Origin of the sequence: Shewanella electrica (assembly GCF_022321485.1) — a bacterium.
GTDB classification, from domain to species: domain Bacteria; phylum Pseudomonadota; class Gammaproteobacteria; order Enterobacterales; family Shewanellaceae; genus Shewanella; species Shewanella electrica.
The window spans coordinates 49,818-64,493 of record NZ_JAKOGG010000017.1 but is presented as its reverse complement, the minus strand read 5'-3'; the positions used below and the strand labels follow the sequence as shown (position 1 = coordinate 64,493).

16 protein-coding genes are annotated in these 14,676 nt (G+C 46.4%); all 16 read right to left on the bottom strand.

The window, feature by feature from the left end; translation table 11 throughout:
- Positions 1–46: 46 nt before the first annotated feature.
- Entirely contained in the window at positions 47–1,588 is a 1,542-nt protein-coding gene (gene atpA, locus L9G74_RS17330; RefSeq protein ID WP_238898026.1) for a F0F1 ATP synthase subunit alpha, read from the bottom strand.
- Positions 1,589–1,602: 14 nt separating this feature from the next.
- The gene (atpH, locus tag L9G74_RS17325) at positions 1,603–2,136 is read right to left on the bottom strand and encodes a F0F1 ATP synthase subunit delta (protein ID WP_238898025.1); all 534 of its coding nucleotides are present in this window, start codon (positions 2,134–2,136) and stop codon (positions 1,603–1,605) included.
- 15 nt (positions 2,137–2,151) lie between these two features.
- On the bottom strand, positions 2,152–2,622 hold the full coding sequence (gene atpF, locus L9G74_RS17320; protein ID WP_238898024.1) for a F0F1 ATP synthase subunit B: 471 nt from the start codon (positions 2,620–2,622) through the stop codon (positions 2,152–2,154).
- Positions 2,623–2,656: 34 nt separating this feature from the next.
- Positions 2,657–2,914, bottom strand: a complete 258-nt coding sequence (gene atpE / locus L9G74_RS17315) for a F0F1 ATP synthase subunit C (RefSeq protein WP_238898023.1) — start codon at positions 2,912–2,914, stop codon at positions 2,657–2,659.
- A gap of 65 nt (positions 2,915–2,979) precedes the next feature.
- Positions 2,980–3,792 (bottom strand): F0F1 ATP synthase subunit A, encoded by an 813-nt coding sequence (atpB, locus tag L9G74_RS17310; protein ID WP_238898022.1) that lies wholly within the window; start codon positions 3,790–3,792, stop codon positions 2,980–2,982.
- Between the two features lie 19 nt (positions 3,793–3,811).
- Positions 3,812–4,189: an ATP synthase subunit I gene (locus tag L9G74_RS17305; RefSeq protein WP_238898021.1), complete on the bottom strand. Its 378-nt coding sequence runs from the start codon at positions 4,187–4,189 to the stop codon at positions 3,812–3,814.
- Between the two features lie 248 nt (positions 4,190–4,437).
- A complete protein-coding gene (locus L9G74_RS17300; protein WP_238898020.1) occupies positions 4,438–5,325 on the bottom strand; it encodes a ParB/RepB/Spo0J family partition protein in 888 nt (295 codons plus the stop codon).
- A 21-nt stretch (positions 5,326–5,346) separates the two neighbouring features.
- On the bottom strand, positions 5,347–6,126 hold the full coding sequence (locus L9G74_RS17295) for a ParA family protein (protein ID WP_238898018.1): 780 nt from the start codon (positions 6,124–6,126) through the stop codon (positions 5,347–5,349).
- An 88-nt stretch (positions 6,127–6,214) separates the two neighbouring features.
- Positions 6,215–6,838 (bottom strand): 16S rRNA (guanine(527)-N(7))-methyltransferase RsmG, encoded by a 624-nt coding sequence (rsmG, locus tag L9G74_RS17290; RefSeq protein ID WP_238898010.1) that lies wholly within the window; start codon positions 6,836–6,838, stop codon positions 6,215–6,217.
- 97 nt (positions 6,839–6,935) lie between these two features.
- A complete protein-coding gene (mnmG, locus tag L9G74_RS17285) occupies positions 6,936–8,825 on the bottom strand; it encodes a tRNA uridine-5-carboxymethylaminomethyl(34) synthesis enzyme MnmG (protein WP_238898003.1) in 1,890 nt (629 codons plus the stop codon).
- A gap of 436 nt (positions 8,826–9,261) precedes the next feature.
- A complete protein-coding gene (mioC, locus tag L9G74_RS17280) occupies positions 9,262–9,711 on the bottom strand; it encodes an FMN-binding protein MioC (RefSeq protein ID WP_238898001.1) in 450 nt (149 codons plus the stop codon).
- Positions 9,712–9,834: 123 nt separating this feature from the next.
- Positions 9,835–11,238 (bottom strand): sugar porter family MFS transporter, encoded by a 1,404-nt coding sequence (locus tag L9G74_RS17275; RefSeq protein WP_238897999.1) that lies wholly within the window; start codon positions 11,236–11,238, stop codon positions 9,835–9,837.
- A 623-nt stretch (positions 11,239–11,861) separates the two neighbouring features.
- Complete coding sequence (locus L9G74_RS17270) at positions 11,862–12,428, bottom strand: hypothetical protein (RefSeq protein ID WP_238897993.1); 567 nt, start codon at positions 12,426–12,428, stop codon at positions 11,862–11,864.
- A gap of 198 nt (positions 12,429–12,626) precedes the next feature.
- Positions 12,627–13,529 carry an OmpA family protein gene (locus L9G74_RS17265; protein WP_238897991.1) on the bottom strand — a complete coding sequence of 301 codons (903 nt, stop codon included), beginning with the start codon at positions 13,527–13,529 and terminating at the stop codon, positions 12,627–12,629.
- The gene (locus tag L9G74_RS17260) at positions 13,526–14,233 is read right to left on the bottom strand and encodes a TadE/TadG family type IV pilus assembly protein (protein WP_238897989.1); all 708 of its coding nucleotides are present in this window, start codon (positions 14,231–14,233) and stop codon (positions 13,526–13,528) included. Before L9G74_RS17260 ends, L9G74_RS17265 begins: the two co-directional genes overlap by 4 nt.
- A 1-nt stretch (position 14,234) precedes the next feature.
- The gene (locus tag L9G74_RS17255) at positions 14,235–14,675 is read right to left on the bottom strand and encodes a tetratricopeptide repeat protein (protein WP_238897987.1); all 441 of its coding nucleotides are present in this window, start codon (positions 14,673–14,675) and stop codon (positions 14,235–14,237) included.
- Position 14,676 lies beyond the last annotated feature (1 nt).

The following is a 14,676-nucleotide window of genomic DNA, read 5'->3' as shown; positions in this document are numbered from 1 at the left end:
TACTCTCCAATCTGGACCAGAGGTGTACTAGACACCTCGCGTATAATTACCAGGTTTGGGTTGCCACGAACTTGTCGAGACCAGCCTTCAGTTCACCTTCGATATCGGCGTTATAATCGCCAGTAACGTTGATGTTCTTCATCAGCTCAGCGTGCTCGCTGTTCATGTAGGAGAGCAGGGCAGCTTCAAAATCACCGACTTTTTTCAGTTCAACTGATTTCAGGTAGCCTTTCTCAGCTGCGAAAATAGACACAGCTTGGTCAGCAACACTCATCGGTGCATATTGCTTCTGCTTCATCAGTTCAGTTACGCGTTCACCGTGTTGCAATTGCGCACGAGTCGCGTCATCTAAGTCAGATGCGAACTGAGAGAAGGCAGCCAGCTCTCGGTACTGAGCCAGAGCGGTACGGATACCACCGGACAGTTTCTTGATGATCTTAGTCTGAGCAGCACCACCCACACGAGATACCGAAATACCAGGGTTAACCGCTGGACGTAAGCCAGAGTTAAACAGGTCAGTTTCCAAGAAGATCTGACCATCGGTAATCGAAATTACGTTGGTTGGTACGAACGCAGATACGTCACCCGCCTGGGTTTCAATAATAGGCAATGCGGTTAAAGAACCGGTTTGACCTTTTACTGCACCGTTAGTGAATTTTTCTACGTAATCTTCGTTTACGCGGGAAGCACGTTCCAGCAAACGAGAGTGCAAATAGAATACGTCACCAGGATATGCTTCACGGCCTGGTGGACGACGCAGCAACAGTGAAATCTGACGATATGCAACAGCCTGTTTTGACAGGTCATCGTAAATGATCAGCGCGTCTTCACCGCGGTCACGGAAGTATTCACCCATGGTACAACCAGAATATGGTGCCAGGTATTGCAGCGCAGCGGCTTCAGAAGCTGAAGCAACAACCACGATGGTGTTAGCCAACGCGCCGTGTTCTTCCAGCTTGCGTACCACGTTAGCGATGGTAGAAGCTTTCTGACCAATTGCTACATAGATACATTTAATACCTGAATCTTTCTGGTTGATGATGGCGTCGATAGCCATCGCAGTTTTACCAGTTTGACGGTCACCGATGATCAGCTCACGTTGACCACGACCGATTGGGATCATGGCATCAACGGCTTTATAACCGGTTTGTACTGGTTGAGAAACTGATTTACGGTCAATAACGCCTGGCGCGATCACTTCAACAGGACCAAAACCATCGTTATCTACTGGGCCTTTACCATCGATAGGCTCACCCAGAGTGTTTACAACACGACCTAACAAACCACGGCCAACTGGAACTTCCAGAATACGACCAGTAGTTTTTACTTTTGCGCCTTCCGCCAAATCGGCGTAAGGACCCATTACTACGGCACCGACAGAATCACGTTCTAAGTTCAACGCGATTGCAAAACGGTTGCCTGGCAGCTCGATCATTTCACCCTGCATTACATCGGCGAGGCCGTGAATGCGGATGATGCCGTCGCTTACCGAAACGATAGTACCTTCGTTACGGGCTTCACTGACGACTTCGAACTGCTCGATCCGCTGCTTAATCAGATCGCTGATTTCAGTGGAATTCAGTTGCATGCTCAAACTCCCAATTACGATTGCAGCTTATCAGACAGGCGGTTCAACTTACCACGGACAGAGCCATCGATGACTAAGTCGCCTGCTTTGATAATTACACCGGCAATCAGGCCGGTATCTACGCTGCAATTCAGCTTAACTTTGCGTGCAAGACGTTTCTCAAGAGAAACACTTATCTGCTGTACTTGTTCGGTGGTCAATTCAGTTGCCGACGTTACCGTCGCTTCAACTTCTTTAGCCCATTCGAGACGATACTCAACAAATTGCTGAGCCACAGCAGGCAGCACACCCAAGCGATTATTTTCCGCCATCACTTTGATCAGGTTCTGACCATTCACATCAACTTGCTCGCCACAGACTTTGATAAACAGGTCTGCCAGCTTGTCACTTGATAGTGCGCCATTCAGTAATGGCTTCATGGATTCATTTTCACTGACCAACGCAGCGAAACTCAGCATTTCTTCCCAAGCTCCGACTGCTTGATGTTCAACCGCGAAGTCAAAAGCTGCCTTAGCATAAGGACGAGCAATGGTGGTTAACTCAGCCATAACTCCACTCCCTTATTAAATTTCAGCAACGAGTTTCGCGATAATGTCGCTTTGAGCGGCTTCATCAATCGAACGTTCGAGGATTTTCTCAGCACCAGCCAGTGCTAGAGCAGAAACTTGCTGACGCAGTTCCTCTTTTACACGATTACGTTCGGCTTCAATTTCTGCTTTCCCCTGAGCGATGATTTTCGCACGCTCAGCGTCTGCTTCAGCTTTGGCTTCATCAATAATCTGCGCCTTGCGTTTATTCGCAGACTCAATGATTTCGTTGGCTGTAGCCTTAGCATCTTTCAATTGATCCGAGACTTTTTCTCGAGCCAACTCTAGGTCTTTGGCTGCACGGTCAGCGTTTGCAAGACCATCAGCAATCCTTTTTTGGCGTTCTTCGATGGCATTCATCAAAGGTGGCCAAACATACTTCATGCAAAAAACCACGAAGAGGAAAAAGGCGAGCGTCTGACCGATGAGGGTAGCGTTGATATTCACAACAGCCTCCTACTTTTGATTTAAGACAGAAGCATTAACCAGCCAGCATTGCACCCAGTGGGTTGGTGAACAGCATGTAAAGTGCGATACCTACACCAATCATGGTTACAGCGTCGAGCAGACCTGCAACGATAAACATTTTAACCTGCAGCATTGGTGCCATTTCAGGTTGACGAGCAGCGCCTTCCAGGAATTTGCCACCCAGCAGACCGAAGCCAATAGCGGTACCCAGTGCACCCAGACCAATGAGCAGAGCAACAGCAATTGCAGTAAAGCCCAGAATCGTTTCCATCTGTATCTCCAAATTCTAAATCTATGTTAGTTAATGATTTAGTTAAAAATATTTTTCAGCAATCCTTAGTGATCTTCATGTGCCATGCTTAGATAAACAATGGTCAACATCATGAAGATGAACGCCTGTAGAGTGACAACCAAAATATGGAAAATCAGCCATCCGAGTTGTAAACCAATACCCAGAGTACCGATTGCCAAGTTAGCACCATACATCAACGCAATAAGGATGAAGATCAACTCACCTGCATAGAGGTTACCGAAGAGACGCAGCGCCAGAGAAATTGGCTTAGCGATCAAGGTAACAAACTCAAGCAAGAAGTTGACAGGTATCATTGCCTTTACATTAAAGGGTTGAAGTGTCAGTTCTTTCACAAAACCAGACACACCTTTCACCTTAATGCTGTAGTAAATAATTAATACAAACACCCCGAGCGCTAAGCTGAAGGTGACATTAAGGTCAGCCGTTGGAACCACCCTAAAGTACTGGTTATGATCGCCAGCAATCAGCTGCGCCAATTGAGGCAGCCAATCCACTGGAACCATATCCATGAAGTTCATCATGAATACCCAGACAAAGATGGTTAAGGCTAGTGGTGCAATCACTTTATTGCGACCATGGAAGGTTTCTTTCACGCTAGAATCAACAAACTCCACCAGCATTTCGACAAAACATTGCAGTTTGCCAGGAACGCCCGTAGTAGCTTTTTTACCAACGCTACGGAACAGCCATAGGAACAACACCCCAAGACCTACCGAAAAGAGCAACGAATCAATGTGCCATGTCCAGAAACTACTTGGTTCTGAGCCAGAAGCCCAAAACGTCAAGTGATGCTGGATATATTCCTGCGGCGTTAAAGCTTCACCAGTTGCAGACATGATTCATCCCACTTTAACTTTACTTGAAGTATAAAGGTGCTGCCCAATGCACGATTAACCCCAACAAATAGCAACTGAAAAGCGGCACAATGGCGACTTCCATGTTGATAAATACCAGTGAAAAAAGCACGATTGTCGACAACATCTTCATCGCTTCCCCCCAGTAAAAGCCTTTTAGGACTTTCGCTGATGCCGTTGCCCCCACATGGGCAAAAGCTAGGGTTGCGAATACAAAATTAGGCAGCACAGCAATAGCCGCTCCCGCAAGTGCGGACAGACCATACTGCACTCCCCACATTGCGAAAAAGACTACTGAAGCCCCCCCAGCTACCACCGCCTGTAAGCCAACCAGTTTGTACGCTGATTTTCTTGAACGGTGGGCTAAAATCTTACTCAATCAGTCTTCTCCGCATTAACTACTTTTTGTACAACGGCCAGAATTTGTTCAAAAACTGAGTTACTCCGCACAAAAAGCTTGCGAAAGTATACCGTTAAAAGACTTCAATGCAACGTGATGCAAAATGGAAATTGGCGATGTAAATGTGACGTATCGCCAATTTATCTGCTTTAGAAAATCTGCATATGTAGGAAAATTACTACAATTTTAACTAAAATGCGGGTAAAATTAGTTCAATATTGACTAATTTAGTGAATTTTTGAAAGGATACCGTCCAACTCCGACAAATTCTGGTAATTAATTACAATTTTTCCGGTACCTTTGTTGCTGTGCGATATGGTTACTTTTGCACCTAAAGTCTCAACTAATTTGCTTTCTAGCCGCGAAATATCGGCATCTTTGGTTGGTTTTTCAGCTGGTTCGACCGGATTTAACAGCCTAGTGACCAGCCGTTCGGTTTCACGAACTGTTAATCCTTTCGAAGCAACAAGTTTGGCGGTCATGGTTTGCTTGTCACCTTCAAGCGCCAATAAGGCGCGAGCATGGCCCATATCGAGGTCGCCACGCTCTAACATCACTTTGACAGGTTCTTTAAGCGTATTGAGACGCAACAGGTTGGTCACTGCAGTGCGCGACTTACCGACAGCATCCGCCACTTGCTGGTGGGTGAGTTCAAACTCTTCCAACAAACGGTTTAACGCAATGGCTTCTTCCATGGCGTTAAGATCTTCGCGTTGGATGTTTTCAATCAACGCCATAGCCACGGCGCTTTCATCAGGTACCTGTTTGACGATACAAGGGATTTTATCCAGCTGCGCAATCTGCGCTGCACGCCAACGGCGTTCTCCAGCAATAATTTCATAGTGGTCATTATCAATTTTGCGTACCACTATCGGCTGAATGATGCCTTGGCTGCGAATCGAACCCGCCAGCTCTTCTAGCGCTTCAGGCGACATATCTTTACGTGGCTGATATTTGCCAGGGTTAAGCAGGTCAATGTCCAGATTCAGCAACTGCTCAGCGCCTGACGCACCGTCCTGCGGTTGCGGCTCACTGGCGGCTTTACTGCTGGCGGCATGGCTAGTACTCAATAGCGCATCAAGCCCTTTACCCAAACCCCGTTTTTTTAAAGACATGCGATTTCCTTTAACCCTGTTTTATGACTTCTTATGCTGTTCACTGCGACGGATCATCTCACCCGCTAATGCCAAGTACGCCTTAGCACCGGCACTGCCTTTGTCGTAATACATCGCTGGCGCGCCAAAGCTTGGCGCCTCGGCCAAACGCACGTTACGCGGGATCACCGTGCGATAAACCTTCTCACCAAAATGCTGTTTAAGCTGATCGGACACATCATTGGCAAGGCGGTTACGCGGGTCGTACATAGTACGCAAAATTCCTTCGATGGTTAACCCAGGATTGACCATGGCGGCTAACTTAGTGATGGTATCAACTAAGGCCGTTATCCCTTCCAAGGCGTAGTATTCGCACTGCATTGGTACCAACACGGAGTCGGCAGCCGACATAGCGTTAACGGTCAGCATATTGAGCGATGGCGGGCAGTCGATAAAGATATAATCGTATTGATCGCGAATGGCATTTAACGCATTACGCAAACGGATCTCGCGGGCAAAAAACTCCATCAGTTTGATCTCAGCGGCGGTTACGTCACCATTGCCAGCGATCAGATCATATTTCCCCACAGTGTTACGCACCACCACTTCATCGAACGGCTTTTCTTCAACCAGCAGTTCGTAGGCGGTGTTTTCCGCTTCATATTTGTCAACACCACTGCCCATGGTGGCATTACCTTGCGGATCTAAGTCAACTAACAGCACTTTGCGTTTGGTGGCCGCCAGAGATGCCGCTAGATTGACACTTGTTGTTGTTTTTCCTACGCCACCTTTCTGGTTAGCTACGGCTATAATTCTCGCCACAATGTCACCTTGTCCATTACTGTCAGTGATTGAGTTCCGTTTTCTATCAGCAACAAGTTGCTTGATACGCCAGCGAATTGCAACAAGCTCAGTCGCTGGATTTGATGAGCAGCAGATGCCGTTGCTCAGCTAAATGGGGCACGTGCAGGGTGATTTGCTGCTCAATCGCAAAATTCTTCGGTATGTTAGCCAATTCAGCGTTATCGAGTTGACCTTTTAGCGCAAAAAACTTGCCAGATGCGGCTGGTAGATGGTGACACCATTGCAGCATATCAGTAATTGAGGCAAAGGCGCGGCTCAGCACACCATCAAAACCTTGCTCTGGCTGATAGGCTTCTACACGGCTCTCGACCGGAGTGATGTTGGTCAACTTGAGTTCGATCTGCACCTGTTTTTGAAAACGAATGCGCTTACCCAAACTATCAAGCAACACAAACTGCTTATCGGGATTGAGGATCGCCAATGGAATGCCTGGCAAACCGGGGCCAGTGCCCACGTCGATAAAACGTTCGCCCTCAAGATGTGGCGACACCACGAGGCTGTCCATGATATGGCGGATCAGCATCTGCTCAGGCTCACGCACTGAGGTAAGGTTGTAGGCTTTATTCCACTTGTGCAGTAGCCCGACGAACGCAATAAGCTGCTGTTGCTGTTCAACAGTTGCAGTGATATTTGCTTCGGCTAAATAAGATTGTAACTGTGCAGCTAGCACTCTTAACGCTCTCCAAATTGATTAGGCGCCGATATTATGCGGCCCAGAAAAGACTAAGGGAAGCCCGAAGCTTCCCTTTGCCAGTGAAGATTCAGTGTTATGCGCTCTTACGCAGCAACCCCATTTTCTTCAAATGTACTAGCAAAATCGAAATTGCCGCCGGGGTTACCCCAGAAATGCGCGATGCTTGACCAATGGTCTCAGGTTTATGCGCATTCAGCTTAGCCGTCACTTCGTTAGACAGCCCCGGCACTTTGGCGTAATCCAGATCTAGCGGCAAACGAGTATTTTCGTTGCGCGTCGCTTTGTTGATCTCATCTTGCTGACGTTGAATATAACCGGCGTATTTCACTTGGATTTGGATCTGTTCCGCCACTTGTGGATCTTCCACCCCTGGGCCAAAACCTTCCAGTGACATCAGCTTGTCGTAATCCATTTCAGGACGACGCAGCAGTTCCTCAAATGACGCTTCACGGGTGATAGGCGTATTCAAATGCGGATTTAGCGTTGGCACCAATGGCGAATTCACATGGATCCAACTGCTACGCAGCCGTTGTGATTCAGTATCAATGGCTTCCACTTTGGCAGAGAACTTAGCCCAACGCTCATCATCAACCAAGCCGAGTTCGCGGCCTTTTTCGGTCAAACGCAGATCGGCGTTATCTTCACGCAGCAACAAACGGTATTCAGCGCGGCTGGTGAACATGCGGTACGGTTCTTTGGTACCCAGTGTGGATAAATCATCAACCAACACGCCCAAATAGGCTTGATCGCGACGAGGGCACCAAGATTCTTTGCCTTGCACCTGCAACGCAGCGTTAGCACCGGCCAATAAGCCTTGAGCGCCCGCTTCTTCGTAACCAGTCGTGCCGTTGATCTGTCCAGCAAAGAACAAACCATCGATAGTTTTGGTTTCCAGCGAATTTTTCAGATCGCGCGGATCGAAATAATCATACTCAATGGCATAACCAGGACGCAGGATCTCTGCGTTTTCCATACCTTGAATTGAGCGTACTAAGTTCAGCTGAACATCAAACGGCAAGCTGGTTGAAATGCCGTTTGGATAGATTTCGTGAGTGGTTAAGCCTTCGGGTTCGATAAAGATCTGATGCGAGTTTTTATCAGCAAAACGGTGGATCTTATCTTCGATCGATGGGCAATAACGTGGGCCAATCCCTTCGATCACGCCAGAATACATTGGGCTGCGATCTAAACCGCCGCGAATTATGTCGTGGGTACGCTCGTTGGTATGGGTGATATAACAAGAGATCTGCTTAGGATGGTGACTAACATCGCCGATAAATGACATCACAGGCAATGGAGTATCACCTTGTTGCTCAGTCATGCGGCTAAAATCGATGGTACGGGCATCAATACGGGGTGGCGTACCGGTTTTTAAGCGGCCGACGCGTAAAGGTAACTCACGTAATCGGCTCGCCAAAGCAATGGCTGGTGGATCACCGGCGCGGCCACCGCTGTAGTTTTCTAAACCAATATGGATTTTTCCTGCCAAGAAAGTGCCGGTGGTTAACACGACAGCGGGAGCTTCAAACGCTAGTCCCATCTGCGTTACCACACCAACCACCTTGTTGTTTTCAACAACGAGGTCTTCCACCGCTTGTTGGAATAAACGTAAATTGGGCTGGTTTTGCAAAATGCGTTGGATCGCTTGACGGTATAACGCGCGATCGGCTTGCGCACGAGTTGCTCGTACTGCCGGGCCTTTACTGCTGTTGAGTACGCGGAACTGAATACCGGCGTAGTCTGTAGCGGTTGCCATAGCACCACCTAGCGCATCGATCTCTTTCACTAAGTGACCTTTACCGATACCACCGATCGCTGGGTTACAGGACATCTGCCCTAACGTATCTAGATTGTGCGTCAGTAACAGCGTTTTACTGCCCATTCTAGCAGCAGCTAAAGCAGCTTCAGTACCTGCATGTCCGCCACCCACAACAATCACATCAAACCGCTCGTGAAAACGCATTACTCAACCTTTATGAAGCTCAAAAGAAAAACCACGTAGCAGATCATTTTAGCATCTCCAAAGATTGAGGTGAACGATCTATTTTGAGAAAAGATCGCCGAGGTAAAAGCTTTATAGATCTTAAGATCTTTATATAGATCTCTTTATTATGTTTGCTATTAAGCAGCGCTTTTTCGGTGGGTAAGTCGTTTAGCTGATGTAGATCATCAACTTAGGTGAGATCTAACCTGTGATCTAAAAATGATCTTATTGGCTAATTGCTGTGTATAGATCGCGGTTTTATCCACAGAGGCGATCAAGGGCGGATCGGGGGGTTGATTCATACAGGGATTGATCAGATCTAAATGACAATTTATCCACATATTTATATTTTAAAAACATAAAATGTGGATAAATTGGATCTTATCTGTGTATTACAGGGTACAACATTCAGAATTTAAGCTTGAGCAGGTTGGATCCAACTTTCAAGCCATTGAATTGCAGGATCTTCTGGAACCGGATCGTATTGCACATCAATTTGGATCTTCGCGGTGAGTTGTTTCGCTTGGTGCTGTTCTAACGCCTCTGTCAACTTGGCTGGGCCTAGGCAAAAAGTGTCATAACTGGAGTCGCCAATGGCACAAACGGCAAATGAAACGGCGCTAAGATCGCTGTCAGTTGCTAGCAAAGATTGATAGAAAGGTTGCAAATTATCGGGTAGATCGCCGGCGCCATGAGTCGAAGAAACCACCAGCCACCAAGCGCTTTTATCTAGCTCGTCCAGCGCTGGGTCAAGATGGGAAGTCACCTGATAGCCTTGCTGCTCGAGTACACTCGTAAGCTCATCTGCAACATATTCCGCCCCGCCAAGGGTGGTACCGACAATGATCTCTACCTTATTCGTCATATCCATTTACCTGAGTGTTAAACGACACTGGGCATGTTAAAACAATCATCCGCTGCCGAACAGTTAACGCACAATAAAAAGGCCACAGACAATGCTGTGGCCTTGATGTGTAAAACGAGTCAGTTATGCGCCGATATCGCGTAGCTTGTTACCTGACATCAAGTTAGATTCGATTTTTTCCAGTGTTACCCCTTTGGTTTCTGGAACAAACAGAATGGTGACTACGATGAACAGGAAGTTAAATGCGGCGTACATCCAGAAGGTTTGCGCAGTACCAATACCGTGCAACAAGCTCAGGAAAGTGGCGCCTAGCACCATGTTGGACGCCCAGTTGGTGGTAGTCGAGCAGGCAATACCAAAATCGCGGCCTTTCAGTGGCTGGATTTCAGAGCACAGTACCCACACCATAGGCGCGGCACTCATGGCGTAACCTACGATACACACCATAGACACCAATACGGCTAGGTAAGAGAAGTATGCTGGTGCATCACCTTCTAACACGTATTTCAGCAGCAAACCTAAACCAAACATGCCGATGCCCATTACGGTAAAGCCGATTTTCAGTGCCGGTTTGCGGCCCCAACTATCTGCCATCGCGATAGCAATAAAGGTCGCCAGTACAAACGCTAGGCCAACAAATGCGGTACTAAACATCTGCTCGGTTGGCGTACTGAAACCGGCAATTTCAAAGATTTTTGGCGCGTAGTACATCAAAATGTTCATGCCGGTAAATTGTTGCATGAACTGCAGCACCATCCCCAAGAACACACTGCGGCGGAAATTTGGGTTAGCTTTGAACAGGCCAAAACCTGATTGTTTGACTGACAGGCTGCGCATGATGTCGTCATATTCTTCGTCTGCTTCACGCTCACCTTTACGGATATCGTGTAGCACTTTACGCGCTTCCACCAAGCGGCCTTTTGAGGCTAACCAACGTGGTGATTTAGGCATAGACATTACCGTGCCGATCAGCAGGAATGATGGGATCAGCAGTACGGCAAACATTAAACGCCAGTTGCTCACATCCAAACCGAGCATGCTATAGGTTTCTTTCACGCTGAAAGCTGTGTCAGACAGGAAGGCAGCGAGAATACCGATAGTGACCATCAATTGATAAGTGGCAATTCGGCGGCCACGCACTGATTTTTCTGACATTTCAGATAGATAAAGCGGTGCGGCGAATGATGCAATACCAATCGAGAACCCTTGTACCACCCTAAACACATACATGACGGTGAGATCTGGTGCCAGCGCACACCCCAATGTGCCGATACCAAACAAAATTCCGCCTACCAGTAGGCTGTTTTTTCTGCCCAGTGCGGCAGACAGCCAACCGTTAGAAATGGCACCAATGGTGGCGCCAAGCATCATGGTACTGACGACCCATTCTTGTTCATGTGTGGAAATGTTCCAATCATTAACGATAAATGGCAGGGCGCCAGAGATAATGCCGATGTCTAACCCAAACAGCAGTCCTGCAATTGACGCTGCGAAGGTGACCAACTTGCTACTTTTACTGTTTGCCATAATGGTCTCATCTCATATTGTATTATAATACTAAAAATAAAACTGGCTCCGAATGTATCAAAAAATAATCGCAAGTAATGAGACATATTTGACAAATAAGGAAGAAAATTTCACATTTTGGCACGTTCCCCCAACTGGAGCGGCTACAAAGTGAACGGCTAATGCTTGTGGGGCATCAGCCCTGACAGACTACTCGTAATGGCGATAGCTGTGTAGAGCGTTTGACGGGGGTTTTGGCTTGATTTTGGGATTTCATCGGCAAAAATGAGGCTGACGTTAAGGTTTGTGTTAGTTTTTGCTTGATTTATATACTGTTAGCTAAGTGTATAAGACGCTTAATTGGTTGATTAGGGCCGCGAGCAAATTATGCCTATTCTGAAATAAAATTTCATAATAATGAGGCAATCTTAGCAATCGAGTGATGTTGTCAGCCAACGTCAATGGCTCCAGTTAGCGTAAAAATGCCTGCTGATACAGCGCTAGACACCTACAGCGACTTGGCTTTTGCTTTTCAAGTGGCGCACGCCATGGACTTTTCCTATATCAGGGGATGGAAAAGCCAACGACGATATTTGAATACTCTGCCTCAAATTAAAGCAGCTATTTTCCTTTCGATACACCCGCTATAAATCATCTGCTTTCCATAACGTTAAAGGCTCGGCAGAGCACCATTGCCAGAACTTGTCTTCCACCATATCACTGGTCTCGTGAGCATCTCGGCCCTCAAACAAACGCCAATTGTCTTCGGCAAACTTTAGGGCATGTTGTTTTAAGTGGCCTGTAGCCGATGCTAAATCCTCTCCGTCCAAAAAAAGATTCTGATAGAACGTCCATGGTACTTGTGCATCGGGAGGTAGTTGCTGGTTTTTGTAATACCCCTCGGTAAATATGCTGGCAGCGCCGCCGGTAGACACACAGTCATTCCAACGTTCGCAGTGATATAAAAACTCTTTTTCCTCCTCCTCTGTGCCTCTTAGTTCTCGATAGGGACAAGGTCTTTCCCAAGCTCTATCAATACTGGTTTCTGCGATACCTTTGCGCGCTAGTTCAACCTCATGAGGCTTAGAAATGGCTCTTTCCATTAACAAGTCATAGGCGCTTTTTTCCTTAGCGATGGCAGTAGAAGCTATGCTGAGCAGTGAGAAACACAATAAGAGCTGTGCCAGAAATACTCTTCTATTTAATTGCATCCTAGTACCTAATTCATTGTTTATATGGCGTGTAAGTAGATAATGACATTAGTCATCCAGTTTACTTTTCCAGATAGATAAAGGTTCGGCAGCGCACCATTGCCAGTATTGCTTTTTGACGAGCTTATCGGCTTCGCGGATGCTAATCCAAGTCTGTGATACAAACAAAAATTACCGTGGAGCCAGCCACCGTAAAAATTACAGCCTTACAGGTATCAGTTCAACTCGTCTATTGGCCGCCCGACCATCAACTGAATTATTGTTTTTTAGCGGATGAGCTTCACCTACTCCTCGCACATCAATTATTTCTGCGGGGACGCCATACTGATCAATTAGGAGCTTTGACAAATTGTAGGCTCGAGTTTCGGATAATATGAGATTGGACGCTTCGTCCCCCTGACTATCAGCAAACCCAGTGATTTTATAATTGCACATGCTGTCACGTTTAATCACTTCTGCAATACTGCCAATCTGGCGTTTTTGCTCATCAGTAAACTGCGCAGAGTTTACATCGAAGTTCAGTGTTAACGCTCTATTGGGTGCGCTCTTTATAGGTGAAGCAGTCTCGATGACTTCCATCACCAGACGAGGTTGGGAGTCAATATCTGTTATGTGACTAACAATATATGAGGCCGACAGATTGTTATTTGTTTTACTAGCAACAATTACCTGCTGACGATTCTCTACACCGTCGATAAAGTGGGATAATGAAGCTCTCCAGCCTATTAAGTCTCCACAGGATATTTCCTGACAACGGTAGCGAATCGTATAACCCCGCTGCTCCAACAATTCCTCAAGTAATTGTGCTACGTGAAATGCTGAATATTGACGACTGAAGTCAAATATCCGCACTTTTGCTTTACCGTTAAGTTGTACGGACTTTTCAGGGTAATATCCTTCTGTACGTACGTTAGTTTCTTGATTCGCAAATGTAAGAGCCCCTAGGGGAATCTCCCGATTGATCAATATCTTACTTTCACTGCTGAACAACTCTGCCTCTTTAAACTTGTATTCACTGAGTGATTCAGCTTGTGTGGCAAATGCGCCACCTAGGAGAGAAAATACCAAAAGCGATTTGATGTTCATAACAATCCCTGTCATTTCAAATTTCCATCAGACACTATATGTGACTGCATTCTGATTGTTGATTGGGAACTCAGCGCCAGTCGAGGACCATTCAATACGCCAAGCGCGTTACATGCTCTTTGCTCAGATGATCCAAACCACCCTAGGCTTGAAACCATTAGTTCGCGTAAAATAGGAACTTTCAGTTTGTAACACCAAAGTGTTCTAATTTTCAGCAGATTGGCATCCTGAATATTCATACTTTCGTTTTTCCCGGCAATTTGAACCGTTTCTTTTTTGGCTGAACGGTAGAGCAAACTGTCATTAGGAATTATCCAGCGCTCTAGATCTGCTGTATCGTTCACTAAGGTTGTCTTTCGTTTCACTTTGAAAGTGTCAAAAACGGCTATTGTGGGATGAACTATGGTGACTGTTGCGGATATTGTATTCATCGCGGCTTCATCAAGTCTTACCTTTACATAAGCCTCCCCCATTTTTAGAGCTCCTGTTCCACCCTGCATATATAAAGGCACCATGCCTTTACGCAGTGCTTCTCGCATTGGATCAAGCTGAGCATTGTTAAGGGAACCTGCTCGGGCAGCTTCAAATGTTGCAGTGTTTAATGTGGTTTTGGCGCGATATATATAGGTAAATTCTAAAATTCCAAACAGCAACAGGAAGAAAATTGGCATCAGCACCAGAAACTCTGTCAAGCTTTGACCTCTGAAATACTGTTTCACGTTAACTCCCTTTGGAAACCTGATTAAGGGTTTGTGTCAACTGCTTGATTTGCTTTAGTTCCGCAGTGTCTGGTGCTAAAGTTTGTTCAGCTTGCTGCAAAGTTTGGCGTGATTGATTAAGTTTAACAACAGCTAGGTTAAACCAAGCTTTGCCGTCCTGATTGTCCAGTGCTAACACCTTCTCATAGCAACGAATCGAAGCCTCATATCGTCCCTGACGAGCATATATATTGCCAAGCTTAAACCAAGCTTCTTTATACTCTGGATTTGTCAGGGTTAGTTGCAGGTACTGGGTTTCAGCGTCCGTTAAACGGGCTTCGGTATAGGCTTCTTCAGCTACTTTCAATTGCTCAGTGAAGGAGATATTTGTCTGCTGCTTGTTCTGTGTTGAGGCACAAGCTGTTAGCAAAATACAAAGTGATATCAGTGTGATAGTTTTCATT